General features: G+C 37.1%; 20 protein-coding genes and 1 riboswitch. Of the genes, 2 read left to right on the top strand and 18 right to left on the bottom strand.

Annotated elements, in window-relative coordinates; all coding sequences use genetic code 11:
• Nucleotides 1-74: 74 nt before the first annotated feature.
• Nucleotides 75-1,256 carry an acyltransferase family protein gene (locus AB4Z50_RS08050; protein WP_441877785.1) on the bottom strand — a complete coding sequence of 394 codons (1,182 nt, stop codon included), beginning with the start codon at nucleotides 1,254-1,256 and terminating at the stop codon, nucleotides 75-77.
• Between the two features lie 221 nt (nucleotides 1,257-1,477).
• Nucleotides 1,478-2,017 carry a VanZ family protein gene (locus tag AB4Z50_RS08045; protein WP_441878031.1) on the bottom strand — a complete coding sequence of 180 codons (540 nt, stop codon included), beginning with the start codon at nucleotides 2,015-2,017 and terminating at the stop codon, nucleotides 1,478-1,480.
• Between the two features lie 293 nt (nucleotides 2,018-2,310).
• On the opposite strand from AB4Z50_RS08045, the gene AB4Z50_RS08040 reads away from it, so the two are divergent.
• On the top strand, nucleotides 2,311-2,442 hold the full coding sequence (locus tag AB4Z50_RS08040) for a hypothetical protein (RefSeq protein ID WP_256710911.1): 132 nt from the start codon (nucleotides 2,311-2,313) through the stop codon (nucleotides 2,440-2,442).
• On the opposite strand, the gene AB4Z50_RS08035 is transcribed toward AB4Z50_RS08040, so the two are convergent.
• Together AB4Z50_RS08035 and AB4Z50_RS08030 are read right to left on the bottom strand one after the other, a co-directional pair.
• Entirely contained in the window at nucleotides 2,435-2,629 is a 195-nt protein-coding gene (locus AB4Z50_RS08035) for a hypothetical protein (protein WP_441878029.1), read from the bottom strand. The two genes, AB4Z50_RS08040 and AB4Z50_RS08035, sit on opposite strands and share 8 nt — an antisense overlap.
• Nucleotides 2,630-2,669: 40 nt before the next feature.
• The gene (locus AB4Z50_RS08030; protein ID WP_441877783.1) at nucleotides 2,670-4,175 is read right to left on the bottom strand and encodes an alpha/beta fold hydrolase; all 1,506 of its coding nucleotides are present in this window, start codon (nucleotides 4,173-4,175) and stop codon (nucleotides 2,670-2,672) included.
• 151 nt (nucleotides 4,176-4,326) lie between these two features.
• On the opposite strand from AB4Z50_RS08030, the gene AB4Z50_RS08025 reads away from it, so the two are divergent.
• Entirely contained in the window at nucleotides 4,327-9,495 is a 5,169-nt protein-coding gene (locus AB4Z50_RS08025; protein WP_441877781.1) for an S-layer homology domain-containing protein, read from the top strand.
• Between the two features lie 99 nt (nucleotides 9,496-9,594).
• Here AB4Z50_RS08025 and AB4Z50_RS08020 read toward each other — a convergent pair whose 3' ends face one another.
• From AB4Z50_RS08020 to AB4Z50_RS07955, 14 genes are all read right to left on the bottom strand, one after another.
• A complete protein-coding gene (locus tag AB4Z50_RS08020) occupies nucleotides 9,595-10,554 on the bottom strand; it encodes a copper amine oxidase N-terminal domain-containing protein (RefSeq protein WP_441877779.1) in 960 nt (319 codons plus the stop codon).
• Between the two features lie 24 nt (nucleotides 10,555-10,578).
• A complete protein-coding gene (locus AB4Z50_RS08015; RefSeq protein ID WP_441877777.1) occupies nucleotides 10,579-11,313 on the bottom strand; it encodes a hypothetical protein in 735 nt (244 codons plus the stop codon).
• A gap of 155 nt (nucleotides 11,314-11,468) precedes the next feature.
• On the bottom strand, nucleotides 11,469-11,621 hold the full coding sequence (locus AB4Z50_RS08010) for a hypothetical protein (RefSeq protein WP_430055687.1): 153 nt from the start codon (nucleotides 11,619-11,621) through the stop codon (nucleotides 11,469-11,471).
• A 47-nt stretch (nucleotides 11,622-11,668) separates the two neighbouring features.
• Nucleotides 11,669-11,753: riboswitch (cyclic di-GMP riboswitch) on the bottom strand.
• Between the two features lie 110 nt (nucleotides 11,754-11,863).
• A complete protein-coding gene (gene rfbB, locus AB4Z50_RS08005) occupies nucleotides 11,864-12,868 on the bottom strand; it encodes a dTDP-glucose 4,6-dehydratase (protein WP_441877775.1) in 1,005 nt (334 codons plus the stop codon).
• A 292-nt stretch (nucleotides 12,869-13,160) separates the two neighbouring features.
• Nucleotides 13,161-13,544, bottom strand: coding sequence for an SDR family oxidoreductase (locus tag AB4Z50_RS08000; protein WP_441878027.1), 384 nt, complete (start codon nucleotides 13,542-13,544; stop codon nucleotides 13,161-13,163).
• A 123-nt stretch (nucleotides 13,545-13,667) separates the two neighbouring features.
• The gene (gene rfbC, locus AB4Z50_RS07995; RefSeq protein ID WP_441877773.1) at nucleotides 13,668-14,228 is read right to left on the bottom strand and encodes a dTDP-4-dehydrorhamnose 3,5-epimerase; all 561 of its coding nucleotides are present in this window, start codon (nucleotides 14,226-14,228) and stop codon (nucleotides 13,668-13,670) included.
• A gap of 18 nt (nucleotides 14,229-14,246) precedes the next feature.
• A complete protein-coding gene (gene rfbA, locus AB4Z50_RS07990) occupies nucleotides 14,247-15,125 on the bottom strand; it encodes a glucose-1-phosphate thymidylyltransferase RfbA (protein WP_441877771.1) in 879 nt (292 codons plus the stop codon).
• Between the two features lie 609 nt (nucleotides 15,126-15,734).
• On the bottom strand, nucleotides 15,735-17,153 hold the full coding sequence (locus tag AB4Z50_RS07985; RefSeq protein WP_441877769.1) for a lipopolysaccharide biosynthesis protein: 1,419 nt from the start codon (nucleotides 17,151-17,153) through the stop codon (nucleotides 15,735-15,737).
• A 6-nt stretch (nucleotides 17,154-17,159) separates the two neighbouring features.
• Nucleotides 17,160-17,798 (bottom strand): CatB-related O-acetyltransferase, encoded by a 639-nt coding sequence (locus AB4Z50_RS07980; RefSeq protein ID WP_441877767.1) that lies wholly within the window; start codon nucleotides 17,796-17,798, stop codon nucleotides 17,160-17,162.
• A 141-nt stretch (nucleotides 17,799-17,939) separates the two neighbouring features.
• Entirely contained in the window at nucleotides 17,940-18,812 is an 873-nt protein-coding gene (locus AB4Z50_RS07975) for a glycosyltransferase (protein WP_441877765.1), read from the bottom strand.
• Nucleotides 18,784-20,100 carry an O-antigen polymerase gene (locus AB4Z50_RS07970; RefSeq protein ID WP_441877763.1) on the bottom strand — a complete coding sequence of 439 codons (1,317 nt, stop codon included), beginning with the start codon at nucleotides 20,098-20,100 and terminating at the stop codon, nucleotides 18,784-18,786. The genes AB4Z50_RS07975 and AB4Z50_RS07970 overlap by 29 nt, the downstream gene beginning before the upstream one ends.
• An 83-nt stretch (nucleotides 20,101-20,183) precedes the next feature.
• Complete coding sequence (locus tag AB4Z50_RS07965) at nucleotides 20,184-21,299, bottom strand: glycosyltransferase family 4 protein (protein WP_441878025.1); 1,116 nt, start codon at nucleotides 21,297-21,299, stop codon at nucleotides 20,184-20,186.
• Nucleotides 21,300-21,370: 71 nt separating this feature from the next.
• Nucleotides 21,371-21,937, bottom strand: coding sequence for a CatB-related O-acetyltransferase (locus AB4Z50_RS07960; RefSeq protein WP_441877761.1), 567 nt, complete (start codon nucleotides 21,935-21,937; stop codon nucleotides 21,371-21,373).
• A gap of 27 nt (nucleotides 21,938-21,964) precedes the next feature.
• On the bottom strand, nucleotides 21,965-23,284 hold the full coding sequence (locus tag AB4Z50_RS07955; RefSeq protein ID WP_441877759.1) for a nucleotide sugar dehydrogenase: 1,320 nt from the start codon (nucleotides 23,282-23,284) through the stop codon (nucleotides 21,965-21,967).
• Nucleotides 23,285-23,305 lie beyond the last annotated feature (21 nt).

Genomic DNA, 23,305 nt, shown 5'->3' with positions numbered 1-23,305 from the left:
GTCACTTGCCTGCTTGCTCATAAAAAAGGAACGGCTCCCACTAAGGGAACCGTTCCTTCCTTATGCCCTATTGATTATGCACCGGATGATACATCACTACCGCTTACAGCAGCTGTACTTTGCTTCTTGCCCCAGCCTGTAAGCCACTTGCCTAACCGAATGGATGGCAGCTCTATGAAATAGTAGCTTAGCGCCCCGGCTCCGAATGAAGCAACAAAGGCGAGTATCACAATAAACGTTGTTTCCAGTTCGCCATTCAGCAGATGGATGAGTGACAACAGGATAATCATATGATACAAATAGAGACTGTATGAGATTTTACCCAAAAACAATAACGGCTTTCGCTGCAGCTGCCTCGATAAACGCACGGATGATAGCGCTGCAATAATAAAGATCGAAGCGCCAATAGCCGTCATCCAATCGCCGCTGTGCGGCATGAGCATGTCATGGAAGTCCTCGCCATAACCGATCCATTTGAACGAATAGAAGCACAGTCCGATAATAAGCATCATCATGACCCGCCAACCATGCAACCGTGAAAATGCTGACTTCAGCTCTTTCTGATATTTGGCCAGCAGCGCCCCTATAATGAAGAAAGAGGCATAATGCAGCGAGATCACAAAGTTCGTCATATATTTCGTTTCAAAATTTTCAAGCATAATTTCAGCGCCAATGGATAAGACGAGTGCCAGCGGCAGCCCTACCTTCCAGCTGCTTTTTACAATGATGAACATAATAAACGGGAACAACAACGAGATGCGCATTTCATGAACGAGCGTCCACAAAATCGGATCATACCTCGTCGTATTGTAGTTTCCTACAAACAGCAAATGATGAATGATTGAGGTCACATTAGGGGGTATAACCCACAGATTGTTATAATAGCTCGTCAAATTCGTCAGCTTCGCTACATAGACGATTTCCCTCATTAATATGGCGATCAGTAATGCGACGAGAAAAGGAATGTAAATACGGCAAATCCGCTTAATTACATATTTTGAATAGGATTGCTGGCGGTTGTTGAAAAACGGCAAGGAAAGTACAAATCCACTGAGCAGAAAAAACATAATGACCGCTTCATGACCGCCCCATATCGCATGCAGCGGCGTGTATTTAAACAGGTTAAGCGGATAATCAAAAAAGCTGAGGTCCGACGTATTTTGCGCAATAGGCGCAAATACCAATAAGAAATGACCAATCATTACGGCTAATGCCGCCAATCCCCTAAGTGAATCTAATTCCTCATAGCGCTGCAAGCTGCAATTCCCCCACATTTACCGAATCTATACAATGTCAAAGACGATTATAATGGATAGCAGCCTGCTTTGTCCGCAACTATTTTTGCACGCCGCCCGCAAGCTAAAAATGATTAATTAGAATAACTCCTATCATTAATATTGAACGACAGCTATTAAGGTGGCAGGTCGATAGGTTAAGCATTATTTTGCATATGTACTCGTTCATTAAAGGAATACACTTACAAGCGATATTGAGATCGATTTCGTGACCTTGAACGCCACAGCTTCACCAATCCTAAAATACACAAGCAGATAAGTAGTCCCGCACATCCACCTACAAAATCAAGAACTACATCAGTCGCGTTACCCGTACGCTCGTCAGAGCTTAATTGATTCCATTCATCCATAGCCGGGACTGCAATGGCAACCATCAGTGTAAGTATAATGGAAAGGAACCAGCGTCCGCGGGTCAGTGCTCGCAGAAACATAAACATCAACGCAGCAAAAGTCGCATACACAAACAAATGTGCGCCCTTTCGAAACAAAAATTCGATAAAACTATAAGGCCGATCATGTGAGTTAACGCTGCTGTGTAGATAGGTTATGGTAAGGTCCGGCAGCCATCTTACTAGCTGATTATATGTAAAGTGACTGCGCAAAAACGGCTGAATACTTTGTTGTTCATATGTTTGGGATGAAAATAGGAATAAAAGCCCGAGCCACCCTACTAATAATAGCCCCCACATCATAGTCGGCTTCCATCTAGCAGGTCTATACATATTCAATTGCACCTCCTGTAAAGCAACCAGCTTCCAATTTATTATCCCTCTATCATACTTGAAAAAAACACTCAAACAAAATGCGAGCATAGGAGTGCTAAATTAGGCATGCCAAAAAACGGCTTGCTCGCAAAAGTGAAGCAGCCGGCGGCGCTGAAATTTTTAACTGAGAAATAAAGAAATATAATCCATCAATTATCAATATAAATGATATAAAAGTCCTATTTCAATATAGTCAATAAGCCTAAAGTTTGGTATTATAACTAAAAAGAAGTGAAATGAGGACGATAGACATGTCTAGTTATTTAATGTTTACTGAGCTATCAACGCCATTGAAATGGTTTGGAATTCGGATTTTCAAGGATGAGAACGGCAGCTACTGGTATAAATACAAACAAAATAAACGTAAACGTATTTTTAAATAGAGCTATCGTCATCTAATAATGTACGTGATGCACAATTTTCCTCATTCATGCAGCCTCTCTCAAATCTTACGCAATCATAGCAATTAAGAACAAGATCAAGCGCCCTGCTTGCTCCCAACACTTCATCAGCTTGATAAGACTGGCACACTAATAGCTTATCGATCATTTCCTGCCGCAGCAGCTCAATCGTCTGCTCTAGCTTTATTTTGTGTAGAACAGTATTTCTATTAATGGTCCCTCACCTCTCCCTGAGCATGCGCATTACGAACGGTATCACCATTTAGTTCCTCGCTATACATATTGCTTATCCTTCTCATCACTTGACTAGCCGCGGCAAAATCGCCATCTTTTTTATAGCTATCCGCGAGTGATTCAACAAGTCCCAGCAGCATGTATTCCAGCCTGCTTCGTTCCTGAACCGCCCAGTTATCGTACAAGCCTGCGAGCATTTCTTCTATAGGATAGACAAGCAATTCTTTAATAAGAATAAATTTCCTTAATGCTCTTTTCTCCATATGAGCCTCTTCAAGCGACTGAATCCATTTCAGCAAGTCACACACGACAACCGCGTTCAGTTTAACATGGCTGCGATTAGCAACAATCGGATTCGTCCCCGCCGTATCGAACAATCCCTTTAAATGAGAAAGACTAACTCGCAGCAAATTACTTGCTTTGCTAATCTCTGCAAGTGGCCATAACGCATCGCATAACTGTTCTCGGGTCGGATTCGGGTAAAACATTAAATAAACAAGCAGTCTCTTCGCATTACGCTGCTGCCAGCCACTCGGTATTTCCTGGCCATTAATAAATACACGAAACGCTCCAATTAGCTTGACCTCAAGCAGCACATCCTTGCTTGGAGTACTCTTATAGGCATCGCCAAACATTTTAATCGCATCGATCCTCATTAACCCAAGCAGCGGATCTCCGACATGAGTGCTCTCCGTGCCACTTAAAGGGTTGGAGAGGAAATCTAATATCTTCTGAGCGGCATAGGTCTGATTATCTATGAACACCAAGCTAGCTGCATCAGGCACCGTTACCGAGAACGCATTCGGAATAAACTGCGCCGTAATCTTCGACATATAGGATGGATATATCGTATCTTTGTCCCCCGCCATAACGAGGCAAGGCTTATTAATTGCGGATAAGTCATCCAAAGGATTCTCGGCTGCAAAGAGCTCAATTAATTTAAAGTACACATCCATGTCGCACTGCAAGTACGCCTCTTTTACCCATCTTGTCTCTTCCCTATCCTTAGGCAAACAGGTCACTAAACTAGCCATCTGCTCCGCCAGTGCAGCTGCCACACCGTTCTCAGCATAGCTCCGGCGCAGCTCAACCGAACGCTCCATTGCCTCCGGAGGATAAAACCCAATCGTCGAAATAAGAACAAACGACTTCACTCGCTCCGGGCGGCTCATTCCATACCTTGCAGCAAGATTGCCGCCAAGTCCATGACCGACCAAATGTGCTTCCGGTATGCTATATATGTGGAATATTTCATCAAGATCATTGCAAAGCAGCTCCCATGTTAACTGAGAAGCGTCATGTGATCGCTCCCCATGCCCGCGCAAATCATACCGTACAACATGATACCGTTCAGTTAGCACAGCAGCCAGCGGCTCCCACACACGAGCATTTAGACCTAGACCGTGTAAGAGTACTACAACTTCAGCATCAGGATCAGAAGTGCACTGATTGAATTGGTAGAACAAATTAAATATGTCCATAGTCCCCCTACATTACCACTACTGTATGATTTTAGGTTAGTCTGTAATGCTAGTGTAATGCAAATTTTAGTACTATGGTAGTGGCTTTGCTAGTGAAATGAGTCATTTTTTTACATTTTACAACAAATTCTTGTAAGGGGAGACAAAAAACATGCAAAACAAGATGTTTAAAAGCGGCTTTTTGCTGCTGATGACAATGCTGCTTGCTTTGGGTAATGCTTTTACCGTTATGGCAGCAAGCTCTGTAGAAATCATCTCGACGACTACACAGCAGGACGGCACCAAAAATGTCGTACTAAATAGTACAATCGATGTTGAGAAAGAAGATTTCGGAGCAATGATGGGTGGAAAATCCATCGAGTTTACGTTGATCGATGCCGAGGATAAAAAAGTCGGTAGCGCTATCACAAAACAAATCCAGGAGAATGAGGTTACGGTTACTGGTTCGACGTATTCCATCCCCTTCTCTGGACTGGAATTTTCCAGTCTGAAGCCTGGCGCATCCTATACACTAAAAGCGGCTTTCCACAGCAATGTAAAGCCTCTTGCATGGGAGCAAACCGTAAACATTTTACCTTCTAGCTACAGCTTCAAGATTGAGCGCACGCCAAAAGGCGAATCCAAATCGACCGTTGCTGTCAATGATACAATTCGTTCGGATGACGACAAAATTATGGTAACGCTGCTTGATGAATATGGTAAGCCGGTTTCAGGCAAATCGGTTAACATCGCCTATAACCGCTATAACAAGTCTAAGCGGATTACGAACTCAAATGGACAGTTCGCACTCGTAAACCAAGGCGACATCCGATTTAACGATCCTGATCCTGTTTTCTTTTTGACTGTGGATGAGAATACCTTCACTTATGCGGTTGAAACCATTTATATTCAAGATATCCTAGATAGTCAGTTCCCGAATTATAARACAGCCGAGGTTCGCTTTCTGGACAAGGACAGCAGACTGTTCTTTTTAGCAAAAACAAAACCTAAATTTACTGAATGGTACGGCGATCAAATGCAATTTTCAACGGATAGCGTTTTTGTTTATCTTTCGAATCAAGCATTTGGTGATTATGAAATGATTATTAAACCGCAAATCAATAACGACGCTTATGTATACAGTCTGAACAAAGAAGACTTCTTATCGAATTCAGTTGAGAAGCACAAAACAATTATTCTTAATGCCAAAGATTACAGCAAACAATCCTTCGATTATAAATGGGAAAATCAATCCGTAGACGTTGAAGCGCTCACTATTATGCGCAACGATGGCTTCAAGCAAGTAAACCATGATAACTATTTTTCCAGTTTAACGGTAGACTCACTATACGTTGCTAAAGGATCATCCTATCAGTTTGTCACTACTCTTAATCTCCCTAATGGTGATAAAGCTGTCGTGAATGATATGTTAAATACGAATCAGTCTTCTCACTCCTTCTCAGAGCAGCTTCATACAGATGCATTCTCTGCAATCAACGCCGCTGCTGATTATAAAAACATCAATGACAAAATTGAGCTATCAATCTCCTATTTAAATAGCAGATACAACTATCAAAAACATACCGTAAACCTTACAAGCAACAATCGCCTGTACGTAGAGAAGAATAAACAAATATACAAGTTGAATGCTTCAATTAACAGCAATAAGGATGAGGCGATAATCGAATCCTATTTTACACCCACGGCTAATAGCTACTCGTTCAAATCCGGTAAAAGCATTACCGCACAAGTAACTGCAGGTGTAGAAAAGAGAAACGCTTTGGAAAAACGGACCGAGGTTATTCTTGGGGAAACTGTCCTACTCCAATCACTCTACAAGGATGAGTACGGTCATGACATCGACATAAATAGTGAAATCAAAGTAAACATTTTGAAAAATAACGATACAGTTATTGGTTATAGCACCCTCTATCAGTATAACTCTGAACAAAGCAAGAAATTGAGTCCCATCTATAAGAGTCAATTTCAACCAACTGAAATAGGAACCTATACAATTCAAATCATGCAAAGAGACAACCTAACGAATAACTGGGTTGAGCGCAGCAGCAATACGTTCACCGTTACACCTAAGCGTGAACTTGACTTGGAAATTCGTGATCAGAACGGCGCTCTAGTGGATATGGTTAATAAGCCTTATCTTGCTATCGCAGACATTGAAAATATATCTATTACAGTACGTGAGCATGTAACTGGTAAGATTGGTGCTCTTGTTGATGGCGTTTCACTCTTCCGATACGATGAAGAACATACGAATAAGTCAGATGCAAACGGACTTATAACATTTTCCAAACTTTATGTTGGTAATGATAATGTGCTTACATTCAGCAAAGCTGGTTATTTAGATAAAACCATTAATTTACGGGTTATTGATCCAAAAACACAAGCCATCATTCGAGTGTCCGGGCTTGATAAACCTGAAAAGAACGTTGATAGCAACACAACTGGTGGAGTACCGATGAAGAATGCTTACGTATATGCTTCCATTCAGATCGGTGACTCTGTTTACAATCAACAGGAATCGCTGTACGGGAATGAAACCGTAAGCTACATGATCGTGCCCTCTCCTTCTGTTGTGAAACTTGATTTTGTCCGAAGCAGTGACATGAATAACTCTAATAACGGCGCTCCATTTGGTTATTATATGATGGGCTCCTTGAACACCGAACCAGGCAAAGACTATAATGTTGTACTTGATGCAGCACTGCCTTTGCAACAGGTATCAACCGTCAATCTAACCAAACACGTAGGCGAAGTAACCATCGCACACAAAGAACTTTCTGGTGCGGATTATGTTCCAAATCTCATCAACCAGGAGAATCAAATCAAATTTTATGCAACAAAGGGTACTTATAACTTAGTTGCTAGAACATTAGAAGGAAACATCATTTATTTGGAAAATGTTGTGCTTGATCAGGATGTAAATACAATAGCTATCCCATCTGACTCAAACTCCTTTGCTCAAATAAAAGTGACTGGGGATTCTTCCATTTACAACATTGCATATATTACAGATAAACAAACCAAGCTGAGAAGCGACACTTTTTATAACACTAACCTTGTAAATTTGACACCAGGCAACGTTGATGTTTTGATAAACGGCTTTGACGGAACAAGGCAATATCAATATGTCGTGCATTTTAAGAAGGATGATCTGAAGGCCGGTACACAAACGGAGATTAAAACTTCTGCTCTTAAGGGGATCGACATTTTCGACCTTGACCAAACAGGCAAGATTTCGCTCTCCTCAAACAATAGTTGGATTACTATCGGGTTTGTTAACGAAAACGGTGCTAAGATCAATTATATTAGTGATCCACAACTGAGCATTTTCAATACAAGCACGCACTATGGCTCTCAGGATATTTATCCAGAGACCTCAAAGGTTACAGTTAAAGACAGCAGTGGCGCAGTCATCCAAGAGAACACAGATCATAATTACATCTCTCAATCGATATATATTCCGAAGGATGGCGAATATACGGTAACCGCATCCRTCACAATGGAAGGTAAGACCTATACATTAAACAAAACGATTACAGTAGACATAGTTGGAGATGAGGTTACAGAACCGGAAACGAAACCAACACCGACTCCAACTCCAGACACTGGACCTGGACCAGGATCTGGACCAGGAGTTATCCCAACACCGTCTCCAACACCTATAAATGTAGATAAAGGTTTACAAGATCTGCTAGAGAACAGCAAGTCCGATAAAGACAAAGCTGACAAAGCAGCTGATCTCATTAACGCTCTTGTTAACTCAGTAAAGGATGTTAAGGATAGCAAAGAAGCTGAAAAATCTGTTCAGAATGTATCAGCAACGCTTGCTTCGGCATCTAAACTGCTTGAATCTATGCAAACAGCTAGTGAGAAAGCTAAAGTAGCCGCAACTATTACAGAGATGGTTAACAATACTAAATATGCTTTTGAACAAGTTGAGAATGGTCCGAAAGCGATCGAACTAGCTAAAGCTATCATCAAGGACACTGCTTCTGTTCTGAAAAACCTAGGTAACATAGATGCAGCACAGATCGATGCACTTAAAGATTCGCTCGTTTCACTTAGTAAAAAAGCAGTAGAAAAAGCTGCAACCGTCACTCTGGATAACAAGGATGTCAAAGTAGATGGCAATGCGCTTACGACATCGCTTGATGCGAAGAAAATCGGACAACAGCTAGAAACAACGAAAAAAGCTTTGGATGAAACGATGAGAGACCTTACAGGTGCAGTCGGAGCAGACAAAGCAACGAGCATCAATCCAGTTGTAACCATTAATATTCCAAAACAAAGCGAGAACGTCACTAAACTCGCTGCTGAACTGCCTTCTGAGATTTACCAAGCTGTGAAGGATAGCGGTCTTGCAGGACTTAAGCTCTCAATGGGCAACGTCGGCTTCACTGTTGAACCAGAAACATTCGGAAACGTACCTAGCGGCCAAACGATCTCACTAGCAGCAGAAGTCGTGCATAATTTAACCGTAACTGCTCCAACTTCAGCCAAGCAAGTAGCAAACATACCTGTTATGGAGTTTAATGCATCGGTAGATGGCAAGAAGGTAGAAGCATTCAACAAACCAATTCCAGTATCATTTGATGTATCCAATATTGATACGACTAAATACTCGGAAGCGGATCTAGCTAACCTTACCGTTTACTTGTTGAATGAAAAAACGTTAACTTGGGAGTCTGTAGGCGGTCTTTATGATCCGATTACAAAAACCGTTAACGTAAATCGTGGACATTTCAGTAAATACACAGTTATGAAGGCTGGCCAAACGTTCACGGATATCGCAACAACACACTGGGCAGCGACAGCTGTAAATAGCCTTCTTAACAAAGGTGTACTTGATCAAACGACTACATTTAGTCCAAGCAAAAAAGTAACACGCGAGCAATTCGCTGCATGGCTCGTTCGCTCTTACGGTCTTGATGGGATCGGCCTAAGCCTCCCATTCAAAGACGTAGCTAAGGATAGCGAGTATTACGATGAAATCGCTGTGGCTTACGAACAAGGCCTAATTCAAGGTAAATCGGCAACTGCTTTTGAACCTAAAGCAGAAATTACACGTCAAGAAATTGCTACACTCTTATCCAGAGCACTTACAACTTTCAACAGCAAGAAACTAACTAGCGCAAGCACTGAACAGCTTAAAGGCTTCAAGGACAGCTCATCTATTGCCAGCTGGGCAAAAGATGGCGTTGCACTTCTTAAGCAGCAGAAGCTAGTAACAGGCTACCAAGACGGTACTTATAAGCCGAATCAAACCACGACCAAAGCGGAAGCGGCAGCACTTATCTACCGCATTTACACGGGTCAATAACACAAACTAAAGAGGCAGTAGAGAAGTCAATTAGACTTCACTACTGCCTCTTTTCTGTTCTTTTAGGCTAATTAAAACTATATCCGTATAGAAGCAATGCTACATCAAACCCTCTGCAATAGCTCTTCCTGCTTCAAGCTCTTTGTTAAAGGCTTCTCTGTAGGAAGCAAGAACGTCTGTGCTATACCCATTCGTCGTCAGTTTTGCTTTTGTATCTGTCATGATAACTTCAAACTTTGCAGAGCAATTGTCTACTTCTTGAAGTCCTTTAGCTTTAAGCTGAGCTTGAAGCGTCTTATCCGTTGCCGCTACATACTGCAATCCAATATCCATAAGAGTTACCTTGCAGCTTTCTTTCAGCGCAGCAAGCTTGTTCTCTGCTTCTGCCGTAATTTGCTCATACGTCGGTTTAACTGGTACGCCACCACCGCCGGCATTACCCGTACCGCCTGTACCACCAGAGCCTCCAGTTCCGCCACCCGTGCCTGGAAGAACGACTCCGCCGCCACCTTGCTCAGCTCGATATGCTGCTGACTCACCGCTAACTGTTTTCGTCACCGGATCGTAGCTAATTTGCGTGCCTACTGATTCTGACAAGAAACGAATGGGCACATAGATCGAGCCTTTATAGGCATAGAGGGATTGACCAGCCGGCAATGCCTTCGTCTTACCATTAAACACAAGAGTTGCATTAACTGGCTGTATCGCAATTGTAACGCTCGTTTGCGGCTTCTGGCTGCCCGTAGCGGCACTCTGCAATTGTTTCTTCAGCGCAGCAAGCTCTTTCTCTGTTGGCTCGGAGATCGTCGCTTTCGCACCATCCCAATTTACTGTTTTTAGCAGCGCGTAAGAAATATAACGAATCGGTRCATATGTACTTCCTTGATGAATAAATGAATATTGTCCATCGGGCAGTTTAAGTGCTTGTCCATCAAATTGCAGCTTAATGGGCTGTGTCTTTGTCTTAATCGTTTCGGTTGCTGCGGATGCAGCGGTTGCAAGTACGGATGACAGCATCATTACAACCAGAAAAATAGATAGAATACGTGACTTTTTCATAGAGCCTCCTCAGAATAGTAAAGCTTACTTGTTTAGCGAGTTTGCAATTACTGCAAGCGCATTGGCTCTAGCACCAGCCTTCGCACTCTCGTATTGCGCGCTCCAATCCGGAAAGCTTTGCTCACCTAGATCGGCTGCTTTATACTCGCTCTTGGCATTGCTTATTAATTGATTGAACCTGGCATCACAATCGGCTTCAGCAGAAAATACCTTATTCAGGTATTTACTTTGAATAGTAGCAAGCGTAGCTTCTTCATCCCCGCTAAGCTCTTTCGCAATCTGTTTAACCAAGCTATTGCTGGTTGCTTGACACGAAGATTTCAGTTTTTCCAGCTTTGCTGTAACCGAAGCATCAATCTCTTTTTTCTTCTGGGACTTATTTTCGGAGTTTGTAGATCCCTTATCCGGCTTTTGTCCCTTGTCTACATTATTAGACGCTTCATCTGGCGGCAAAGTTGCGCTCGGACTAGGTTTTAGGACTTCATCTGGCTGCGTCGTTGGAACTAGATCAGGCGCTTGTGATGGAGTAGCATCAGGTTCTGAAGTCTGATCTGTCTGATTAGTAGATTGTTCATTGGGCTGCTCCGTAATATTCGGCGACTCGTGTCCTGCATTACTATCTGCTGCTTCTTCAAGACGCCCATTCAGTTCATCTACCTGATTTAACTTCGAATAGAGACTCATGCTTCCATAAATGACAATACCGATAACAACGAGAGCACCTGCGATAATCATTAGTGTTTTATTCGTTTTTTTCATTGTTTTGGTTTCATATGAGCCACTAAAGAAGCAATGATTGCATATGAATCTCCTTCTTAGAATTTAAAATAAAAAAGCTGACGCTTCATAGTGACGGGGCGTCAGCTTGCGGATATAGCGTTTTCAGATCTGTTAACGACGCCCTTCGTGCTAGTTCATGAGACAGCAGCTAGTTTATTTTTGTGATAAACAATTCTCAAATAAATCTCCATGCGCTTTTTCTCATCTAAGCAATCTTCCCACAGCAATTCATTGAATCCCATACAGAGCTGATGCCATTCACGTACAACGTTTGCGCGCATGAACATAATAATAACCTCCATGTTTCCACATAAACCACGCGGGAGGCACGATATTCGGTAGCTGGCTGGCAGTCTTTTAAAAGATAAGCCCCTGTAGCTTTGCGTCACCACTTTTCAATGGTTTTGCCTTTATCGTGTGGTTATGAGGTTGTTTTGTTTAATGGTATGGTAACAAAATTGTTGAGGGGTGTATAGAGTATATTTGTTAACAATGCAGAACTGATGTTAGTAACAAGATATAGTCTTAATTACTTATCATTGCTCTTATAATCACCGCTAATAATACGTTCCCACCAAATCTTGTTGGACATATACCATTCTATGGTTTGTACTATCCCTGTCTCAAAGTTAAAGGTTGGCTTCCATCCGAGCCTTTCTAACTTAGAAGAGTCAATAGCATAGCGTCTATCATGTCCTAATCTGTCCTCAACATATTCTATGAGATCTTCAGATTTTCCAAGCGTCTTAATTATTGTCTTTACCACTTCTAGATTCGTACGCTCATTATGACCACCTACATTATACACCTCACCGCTAATACCTTCATGTAGAACCAGATCTATTGCTGTACAATGATCGTATACATGCAACCAGTCACGTACATTCTTGCCGTCTCCATACACTGGAACCTTTTCATCATTAAATACACGCGATATGGTCAAAGGAATAAGCTTCTCCGGAAAATGATACGGTCCATAATTGTTTGAGCACCTTGTAATATTAACAACCATGCCAAACGTCTCGTGATAAGCTCGTACTAGCAAATCAGAGCCAGCTTTACTTGCACTATATGGACTGTTAGGTTGAAGCGGCGTTTCTTCTGTAAAGAAGGTTGTCGGATCGAACTCCAAATCACCATAAACCTCATCCGTGGAGACATGAACAAATTTTGTAACTCCATATGTCCTTGCAGCTTCCAGCAGCACTTGTGTTCCCAAAACATTCGTACGAACGAATACGCCTGGATCTGTAATGGAGCGATCTACATGGCTTTCAGCCGCAAAATGTACGACATAATTAATTATTTCCGATTCGAAAATTGAAGTAATCGCGTCACGATCCGCAATATCTGATTTCAAAAATCGATAATTCTCTTTATTCTCAATAGCTTCATGCTTAGATAATTCACCGGCATAAGTTAATAGATCTAAATTAATGATTTCATATTCCGGATATTTGTTAACCATATATTGAACGAAATTACCGCCAATAAATCCAGCGCCGCCGGTAACGAGTACTTTACTTCTGGTCATTTGTCCACCTCAAATGTTAATTTCTTCAAAAACCAGGAAAGAGTATCCTGCCAGTTTGGAAGGCGATTAAAACCATTATCCTCTTGTTTCTGCTTGGACGTTCTAGAAATAGACCACCAAACAGCAGGAGTAGGGTAACGCTCGGTAGGAATTCCTTCTACGATAACCTCTTTTCCAGCTTCCTGAAATATTTCTCTTTAAAAATCCATCCAACTACAAATTCCTTTATTAGAAGCATGATAAATGCCATATTTCTCTGTCTGGATCATATCTATTAATAATTTAACCAGATCTAAAGTGTATGTAGGGGACCAATTTGATCAGAAACTACATTTAACAGATTTCGGCTTTCGGCTAATCTAAGCATGGTTTTCACAAAGTTATTTCCATTCACACCGAAAATCCACGATATACGAACAATAAAAGATGACTGAATTAAATCTTGTACGGCTAGTTCGCCTTTATATTTCGTTTGACCGTAATATCCAAACGGATTAGGCTTATCCAACTCCATGAAGGGAGCCTTACCTTCACCATCAAATACATAATCCGTACTAATATACATAAACTTTGTGCCAATCTCTTTAGCTACTGCTGCCAGGTACTTTGTTCCTTCAACATTGACCTTCCAGCATGTTTCTTTGTCACTTTCCGCTGTATATGTTGCACAATGTATGATGATCTCCGGTTTTGTTTGAAATATGTAGCCTGAACAGCAGAATTATCTATACAACCCGTCCCTATCATATTTAAACCTCTTCGCTGTCCATCACGGGCCTGTCACTAATATATTCTTTATCTATTCTCCATATCCAAAGTTTTGTTCTGCATCTTTGAAAAGTGGAGCTTTGGCGTCTTTATCAGATAGAATAGGTGAAATATTTATAGGCCATTTAATGCCGATAGAAGGATCATTCCATACTATTCCCCGATCGCATTCAGGGGCATATAATTCATCTACCTTATACTGTACTTCCACGTCTTCTGTTAAAGTCATAAAGCCATGTGCAAATCCTTTTGGAACAAGCAGTTGTGCTTTATTATCGGCACTTAACTCGACACCATACCATTGTCCATAAGTAGGACTTCCTTGACGAATATCAACTGCGACATCGAATATAGCCCCTTTCGTACAACGGATTAGCTTTGTTTGAGCTTTTGGATTGAGTTGATAGTGCAATCCTCGTAATGTCCCTTTAGCTGCCGAGAAGGATTCGTTATCTTGAACAAATTCTAATTCTAAACCAATTTCTTTGAACTTTGCTGTGCTATATGTTTCCATAAACCAGCCACGATGGTCACCAAATACACTCGGTTCAAGTAGCAATACGCCTTCTAGTTCTGTTTTTGTATATTTCATGTTTACCACACTCTCGATTTAATACTGAATCTCACCATTTGCTACTTTCATTAAATATTGTCCGTATCCTGTCTTACTCAATTTTTCTCCACAATCCCAAAGTTGTTCTTTAGTAATCCAAGAGTTAATATAAGCTATCTCTTCTGGAGCAGCAATTTTGATACCTTGATGATCCTCTACTGTTCGAACAAAATTAGTCGCATCTACCAGGCTCTGATGTGTACCCGTATCTAACCAAGTATAACCTCGTCCTAATAATGCAACTTCCAGCTCGTTAAGTTTCAAATATGCTTCATTGATTGACGTAATTTCTAACTCACCACGAGAAGAAGGCTTTATCGCTTTTGCAATATCCACAACTCGATTATCATAGAAATATAAACCTGTAATGGCATAGTTAGATTTAGGATTCTGCGGCTTCTCTTCCACGCTTAACACTTTACCAGCCTTATCAAATTCTACAACACCGAATCTTTCTGGATCTTGTACGTGATAACCGAATACAGTTGCACCTTGTTCTTTACTTGCTGCACTCTTTAAAATCTTACGAAGTCCACTACCATAGTAAATATTATCTCCTAAAATCATAGATACCGAATCATTTCCAATAAACTGCTCACCTAAAATAAAAGCCTGAGCTAAGCCATCAGGACTTGGTTGTACTTTATACTGTAATGATATACCAAATTGTGATCCATCTCCTAATAAAGCCTCAAATCTTGGTGTGTCTTCAGGAGTAGAGATAATTAATATTTCTTTGATTCCAGCTAACATTAGAGTAGATAATGGATAGTAAATCATTGGTTTATCGTAAACAGGTAATAATTGTTTGCTTGTAACCATGGTTAATGGATATAAGCGTGTACCACTTCCACCAGCAAGTATAATACCTTTCAAGATCTACACCCCTTTTTTTTACGATTGATACGATTGATGGAGATAATCCTTGCAAGTCTATAAAAGTAAGACTAATTAATTTTCATAATTTAGACTTTAAATATGTTGAGCAAAAGCTTTGTAAAGATAACACTCTAGATAAGACTAACATTCACACGATTTTTTTAAGCTTTTTTTAAAAAATTTTATTATTAGATCGATTTCCAACTAAAGTTACATCGTATTCCCAATAAATTATCTAGGCTGACTGGTAAACCATAGTGCAATAGTATGTTTCCTAGAGAGAAGTACTTTGAACAGTCGATGTTCTTCCGTAACTTGTGTTTCTTGCTTACTTAGCGTTAGTAAACAAAATGCGATCAGTGCAATTCAGGAATAATTTATCACTAAGTTTTACAAGATTAAATCACCATTTACTGATGTATCCATTTTATAAAAAATTCAGAATACCAGTTATAGCGGTACATTACACAAACAATTTAATCAGTAACTAGATCAAAGTTGTTGATGAAATTGGTATAATACATTTGACATAACGAGTCCTCCAGTTAGATATTCATATATGACATTTTTAATAAATATAATTTTAGTTTATTATGCATAAAGAACTTATAGTTTTATTAAAGAACGTATAAATTTGGTGGCATTAATAATATCTTTTTTCTTAATAATGAAATATACCAGGTATGCTATCGCATATAATATTACTGCAATCCATGTATTTATATACCATGCAATTAATATAAAATATACTGTCATTAACAAATCTAAAAAAGTATCTTTGTATATTGATATTCCAAGTATTTTTGATAAATAAAACTCAGCTAATATTGATCTAATAGCCAAAAGCAAAACTATCGAAACTATCGCTAGATTCAAGTTTTCATTTAAAATAGTAGTAAAAATAGTAATACCAACACTTAGAATAAGTGAAATCATGTTGATTTTGAGCATTAATTTTTCTTTTCTTAATGTTTTTAAATAGGTATTAGTTAATAAAGCTGTCTTCCCTTCATAAACAGACAACGGAAATAACAGCGCCATGTATTTAAGACTATCAGAATACTTTGGTAACCAAGCAGACAATGTAGCATTTAGGGGGAAATATAATAGAAGAGCAGCTAGTAATATTACCATTAAGAAATCTCTCATAGAAACATATATATTAGGTAATCTTTCCTCACTAGTTCTTCTCAACACAGGAAACATAATTATTCCTACAGCATTTATAAATAACATAACAAAATTAGATATATTTAAAGTTAAAGAAACTTTTCCAAAAGTTGAAATATCCCATGATCGCTCTATGCCAAATCTAACCACACCAATAATTAACATACTAGCTATATTTGCAAACATTAGCTTTATACCAACGCTTATATTTTCAAATGTCTCCCTGACATTAAATAAAACGTTACTTATTTTCTGATAAACAATATCTCTACAATAAAACATTGCACACAAAAGAGAGATAAATTTACCAATTAAATCTGCTGATATCAATAATTCGTAGTCTCGAATACCAGCCAATATAAAAGCAACAATCAAGAAACAATATAATACCCTATCTATCATTATTATCTGTGAATATTCTTTGATTCTATTTGTGGCTTGTAGAATAAAAACAAGCATAGCTCTGGTACCCATCACAATCATACAAAGCGACACCATTACTAACACGAATTGTCTGTCTATATTATCGCTTAAGTTTAAAGTTGGAATTATTATTAAACCAGCAATTATTATTTGTGAACATACCAACATCCAGAACTGAGAGAAAAAAAGTCTCTTGTCTATTTCATTATATTCAGCACCTCCATATCTTAAATATATCCCATCAGTCCATCCAAATTGTAAAAATCCCACATATGATGCGTAAAACACATATAATTGCCAATAACCGTAGTCCTCAACTCCTATTAGCTTAGGAACTATTAATACAACCAACACTGATATTAGTAAAGAAATAAAATTAGCGGTTATAGTGTAGGAAAAATTGTTAATAAATGACCTTGCTTTTATATTCATATTCGATTACTCCAAACGTTGCAATAACTTTTTAAAAAAGTCATTATTCAGCATTTCATTATCAAGATCTTGATATAGGAGATCGATATTGTTTACAATTAAGTCTTCATTTAAACTATTATAATCCAGCTTCAATAACCGCTGAATAATATCTTCTGAGAATCTATATTTTATAACCTTACCACCTGCAAAGATTGCATATGGAGGTACATCTTTTGCAACTACTGATCCCGCAGCTATAACTGCTCCTTGGCCAATTGTTATACCTGAAAGTATTAAACATCTTTCACCGATCCAAACATCATCTTGTAACACTATTGGACCTTTAGTTAATGTATTTTCTTTAAGGCCACATATGTGTTTTTTAAATGGATACGTTGATAGTCCTTTATATGAATGCTCTCCACCCAACAAAAACTTAACTTCACCAGCTATTGAACAATATGAACCAATAATAAGTTTTTCATCATCATTACCATAAGTTTTTACATATAAAGAACCATATGTTTTCTTTCCAACTATGACTTTATCAACTTTAAAAATATTGCTTGCAAATGTATAGTTATGTTGGTTTTTTTTCCTCCAATTCTTTTTAAAAAAGAATAGATTAAACATATTTTTTATCTTCGGGTATAACATTTTCATCTGATATCTCCCTCATGCAAATGCGTATTTTCCACATAAATAAATATATATGAGAATAAAATCATAAAAACCTAAGTAGGAAAGTACACTTGATAATCTACAATATTAAGTCAATTTCACACAAAATAGCGAGAGAACTGTTTATTTCTTCAATAAATGATAGAGATACTTCTCATATTTCCCAATTTCAAAAAAAATTTTATATATATTGATTTTTAATTCTGACACGTTTAAATAATCCCTCAAATAAATAATATAACTATCTCTTCTAATATTTTGTTTCTTCCTCCAACTCTTTATACTTTTATTGATTGATACACTATGTTCGTGAATAAGACTTTCAGATGTTAAAATGTGAGACTCATACGATTTTTTCTTCAACTTAAAGGCCAGTATGTTCTCTTCACAAAATAAAAACGTATTTTCATCAAAATACCCAACCTCTTTTAAAACACGATCTTTAATTACAAAAAAACATCCTGATAATACATCAACCTTTAAATAGTTTTTATTAAGAGCTTCCTTTGAATAGAGAATACTTCTTCCTTTTATCTTTTCTAGAGCTTTATTTAATCCTAAAAAAGTGCCCGCAATAATATTTTCATACATTGGTAATCGCCACGCAAAATTATCAACTATTCTCTTTTCTGAATCGCATACAATAGCTGATGCTGCAGCAACCTTACTATTTATATCCAAGTAATTACAAATATTTTTTATCGAAGAGTCATCCACTAATATATCAGGATTAGATATTATAATATTAGTCGGATTGTATTTTTTTTCTGCATATTTTATTCCATAATTATTCCCGTTTGCATAACCACGATTTTCTTTTGTCTCTATAACATCAATTTTCCTACTACTAAAATTACTCAATTTTTCATAAGAGTTATCAGTTGAACAATTGTCAACCACAATTATTTTGTCTATAGAAGTATAATTTCTCATGTACATTAAACATCTTATAGTTGTTTCATTGTCGTTATAATTTAATATTATCGCTACATTCATTACTTATTTTCTCCTCAGTTAGCCTTAAATATCTCACTTTTTTATCAAGCCAACGGCCTAAAACACTACCAAATATCAATATTATCCAAAATGTAGATGATCTTAATGTCCAATCAAAAAAGGACATCACTATTACTGTAAACATTGTTGAAGCCCATATCTCAGATGTATACAACTTTAAATATATTGTGTTTAAGAAACTCCTTGAGAAGGCAACTCCAAGCAATAAGGCTATTAATAATGCCCCAGCAATAGTAAAATCCTGAATTAACTCTCGAATATAAGTTCCTACATTGACCCTCATAGGTACAAAATAAAATTCCTGATATGGTGTAGTTAAAATGTTGTAACCTAATTTATTCAGAAAATTATAAATTGTCAAAAAAGAATGTCCACCAAAATTTAATGTTGGATTTGCAAGAAAAGCATTTAAAACCCCTACAGGGGCTGTGAAATATACTAATAATTTATAAAAAGTTACGTTGCCATTACTTAATTCTATCAGTAGATTACTTGCATAGTCGGAACTTATTACCTGCCCTTCAGCTCTATTTTGACTAATAGCTATGAATAAGCCCAAAAAGCAAGCACATATAAGTACAACTTTTAATTTCGAAAATCGCTTCTTGTTATGTTGTGTTTTTACCTTTCCCTTATTCTTGAAAATTATCGGTGCAGATAGTAACAGTAATCCAAAAATAAGATTGCTGCGACCACCTGATGTTAGTTGGTTACAAAACAATAAAATTACAGGAAATAACAGAAATAGTTTTACTCCGAATTTTTTAATGTAAACACCTATTAATATCATTACTATATATATAAAAGCACCCAAATAAGGAATAGTTTCAAATTCTTGTAATTGATTTACTCTATCTATATATATTTGTATTGTTGCCTTGAGTAAATTAATACCGTATATTTTAACAAACATCATTACATTTGTTACTATAGCTATTGATGACACCAAAGATAAAATAATAATTATTTTTCTTAATATACTCTCTTCTCTATAATAACTAACTTCTTTACTAATTTCTTGGTTATTTCCAAAATTCATACTTTTTCTTGCCAAATAACACCCTATTACAAAAAAAAGCTGCATAAGAATCACAACAACCCAAGTTTTTATTGATAATTCATATAATTTTATCAATCCACTTTCATACAGTACCATTACACTTACCCATATTATACTATATATACTAATTGGATTGATTTTATTTATATATAACTTTCTTCCTAATATGTATAATTGTACATTCATTATAATAAATAGCAATAACATCCAAGATGCCTCTTTTCGATTCTAATACCAATAAGCGCCATCCAGTAATCATATACTAGTCTTATTAGATATTTAATATAATTCTAAACTTCACTCTTACCTGAGTATTCATATATATTTTTATATTTTTCAACAATTAAGTCCCAATCATATTTTACACATGATTTAATACAGTTTTCAGATAACTCATTATAATTTTTCATTATATCCAGTATTCTATCTGCAATCTCCATTGCATTAAACCAGTCTACACGATAACCAATAAATCCATCTTCGAATTGTCCGTCAAATCCCTCTCCTTTAGTATAAATAACGGGCAAGCCCTGACTCATAGCCTCTGCATAAACTAACCCAAAAGTTTCTGTTTTTGACGGCATAACAAAAATATCATTTGATTTATATAGATCAATTAATTTTTCCTTTGGCTGCTGTGGTAGATATCTTACAAAATTATATCTACTAAAATAGTTAAATTCATTTGAATCCTCTATTCTCCCTACAACTGTGAATGATATATCTAAACCTTTATTAATTAGCAGTTCACAAGCTTTTATTGTTGTTCGAATATTTTTATTTTTATCAATTCTTCCAGCAAATATGAGATTAAGAGCTGTTGTACTATTCTGCTCTCTAGGAGCACTTTGTTTTTTTAACCAGAAAGAGTCTATTCCATTCGGAATTATTATACTTTTTTCCAATAAATTTTTCTTATAAACAATAGGCACATAGTTATCAAAAACTATATCTTGGTAAGCCTTTGAAATAAAAATTATCTTAGCTGCATTATTTAAGATTTCAAGTCCTTTTTTTCTCAATAGAATTCGCTTTTTAAAGAAAGAGTTAACATCAGTATTTCTGACAGCAACTATATATGGTACTCCATATTTTTTATAAAGATTATAAGCTATATAACCATCCGTAAATAACGTATGTGAATGTATTAAGTCATATGAACTTGTATCGAAAATTTTGTTTATATTATTAAATATCTTCTTTTGCTTATAATTATAAAAATAACGATCAGACTTATTAAAACAAACTGGATGATAAACATAATCCTTTGGAGGAATCACAAATTTTATTCCTCCATGGTTTGGCATATATACATTGTTAGTAATACTGCTTTCACTTAAACTCTCTATTAATTTCTCATGAAGGGTTGTGTATAAATAATTTGAATTGATGTGTAGCACTTTCATCAATTAAATCCTCATTCCTCAGATTAGAATCTTTTTTTGTCAGCACATTAATTGATAAGTGCTTCGATAAATCAAACCAATTTTTCTAATGATTTAATTATTTCTTTTGCTTTTACAATATCTTTGTTATACCAATTACTCTCTTTAATTAACTTAATAGTTTCATTATTGAATCGGTACTTTATCACTTTAGCAGGAATACCAACAGCGATTGCATAATCAGGGATATCCTGGGTAACAACAGCGTTTGCACCTATAACAGCCCCATCACCAATTTTAACTCCTTGCATAATAACAACATTAGCACCACACCAAACATCATTTCCAACTCTAGATGGAATTGTATTTAATGAATGTCCTATTAACTCAGAACTTATTTTCTGAAAGGTTGTAATATAGGACAAACTATGTCTCCCCTGCCCTATCTTCACCCCAGGACCTATAGAACAATAATTTCCTACCACACCGTTATTAATCATAGAATAAGGACCTATATAGTTATAATTCCCAAGTACCGCTAGCTCCTCCAAAAAAACTCCATTTGCGAATTTATTCCGTACTCCGATCTTACCATATACGCCCTTTTTCCCTGTTGCTATTCTAAACATCCTAAATATTATTTTCTTTAGTAGGTTCATATAATCCACCTTCAAAATAGATAAATATTACAGACTCCAATAACTATAACCAAGATTTTCTAGTTCATTTTTACAAAGAATACTCTTTACATCCGCAATTACCTTTTCTTCATTCGGGAATTCCCCAAACATTCTATCAATTTTTTCAATACTTATATTTTTAAATTCATCATGAGCAACAGCGAATACTAGACAATCAGCATTGTGAATCATATCAATAGGAACTAAATCAATTCCATACTCAAGTTTGGCATCTATAGCATCTGCATATGGATCAACCACTATGGGCTCGACTCCATATTCTGCGAGATGTTTAATAATATCTTCAACTTTAGAATTTCGAATATCAGGACAATTCTCTTTGAATGTAAGACCCAAGATCACAACCTTAGCTTGTTTTACAGTTTTATTAGCAAGAATCATTTTTTTAATTATTGAATTAGCAACAAATCCACCCATACCATCATTAATCTTTCTGCCTGATAAAATAATTTGACTATGATATCCTAGTTTTTCTGCCTCGTAAACAAAGTAGTAGGGATCAACACCAATACAGTGACCACCAACTAGTCCTGGGGAGAACTTAAGAGCATTCCATTTTGTATTCATTGCCTCTAATACATCTTTGGTGTCTATACCCATACGGTCAAATACCATTGCAAGTTCATTCATAAATGCAATATTTATATCTCGTTGGCTATTCTCTACAACTTTAGCAGCTTCAGCTACTTTAATAGAGCTGGCGTTATGTACACCTGCTTCAATTACTAACTTATAAACTTTCGAAATTTCTTCCAAGCTTTCAGTATCCATTCCTGACACGATTTTAATAATTTTTTCAAGAGTATGCACTTTATCACCAGGATTAATGCGCTCTGGAGAATACCCAACCTTAAAATCATCACCACATTTTAGTCCGGATTCCTTTTCAAGAATTGGAATACAAATATCTTCTGTAACTCCAGGATAAACAGTCGATTCATAAACTACTATTGATCCTTTAGTTAGATTACGCCCCACAATAGTACTAGCTCCCTCTACTGGTGCAAGATCTGGCGTTTTATCTGAGTTTATTGGCGTAGGAACAGCGACAATATGGAACTTTGCTTTTCTAAGCATTGTTTCATCTTCTGTGAAACATACTGTCGTTCTTTTTATCGTCTCATTCCCTACCTCATTTGTTGGATCAATTCCAGCTTTATATAAATCTATTTTCTTTTTATTTAAGTCAAAACCAATAACTTCAACCTTCTTAGCAAAAGCAACAGCTAAAGGCATACCAACATAACCTAGGCCAATAACTGATAACTTTTCTTGTTTGTTTCTTATTTTATCGTATAAGTTCATCGTATCTTTCCCCTTTTCAAG

Origin of the sequence: Paenibacillus sp. 2TAB26 (genome assembly GCF_052115145.1) — a bacterium.
Classification (GTDB): domain Bacteria; phylum Bacillota; class Bacilli; order Paenibacillales; family Paenibacillaceae; genus Pristimantibacillus.
The sequence above is the reverse complement of the archived record's forward strand: the minus strand, read 5'-3'. Positions and strand labels throughout refer to the sequence as shown.

Bases quoted from the DNA above. Each gene is read 5' to 3' on its own strand.
- rfbC (WP_441877773.1), bottom strand. From the start codon at position 14,228: ATGAAATATACAAAAACAGAACTAGAAGGCGTATTGCTACTTGAACCG.
- AB4Z50_RS07970 (WP_441877763.1), bottom strand. From the start codon at position 20,100: ATGTTATTGCTATTTATTATAATGAATGTACAATTATACATATTAGGA.
- AB4Z50_RS07965 (WP_441878025.1), bottom strand. From the start codon at position 21,299: ATGAAAGTGCTACACATCAATTCAAATTATTTATACACAACCCTTCAT.
- AB4Z50_RS07955 (WP_441877759.1), bottom strand. From the start codon at position 23,284: ATGAACTTATACGATAAAATAAGAAACAAACAAGAAAAGTTATCAGTT.
- AB4Z50_RS08040 (WP_256710911.1), top strand. From the start codon at position 2,311: ATGTCTAGTTATTTAATGTTTACTGAGCTATCAACGCCATTGAAATGG.
- AB4Z50_RS08030 (WP_441877783.1), bottom strand. From the start codon at position 4,175: ATGGACATATTTAATTTGTTCTACCAATTCAATCAGTGCACTTCTGAT.
- AB4Z50_RS07980 (WP_441877767.1), bottom strand. From the start codon at position 17,798: ATGAAAATGTTATACCCGAAGATAAAAAATATGTTTAATCTATTCTTT.
- AB4Z50_RS07975 (WP_441877765.1), bottom strand. From the start codon at position 18,812: ATGAATGTAGCGATAATATTAAATTATAACGACAATGAAACAACTATA.
- AB4Z50_RS08015 (WP_441877777.1), bottom strand. From the start codon at position 11,313: ATGAAAAAAACGAATAAAACACTAATGATTATCGCAGGTGCTCTCGTT.
- AB4Z50_RS08045 (WP_441878031.1), bottom strand. From the start codon at position 2,017: ATGTATAGACCTGCTAGATGGAAGCCGACTATGATGTGGGGGCTATTA.
- AB4Z50_RS08010 (WP_430055687.1), bottom strand. From the start codon at position 11,621: ATGTTCATGCGCGCAAACGTTGTACGTGAATGGCATCAGCTCTGTATG.
- rfbB (WP_441877775.1), bottom strand. From the start codon at position 12,868: ATGACCAGAAGTAAAGTACTCGTTACCGGCGGCGCTGGATTTATTGGC.
- AB4Z50_RS07985 (WP_441877769.1), bottom strand. From the start codon at position 17,153: ATGAATATAAAAGCAAGGTCATTTATTAACAATTTTTCCTACACTATA.
- AB4Z50_RS07960 (WP_441877761.1), bottom strand. From the start codon at position 21,937: ATGAACCTACTAAAGAAAATAATATTTAGGATGTTTAGAATAGCAACA.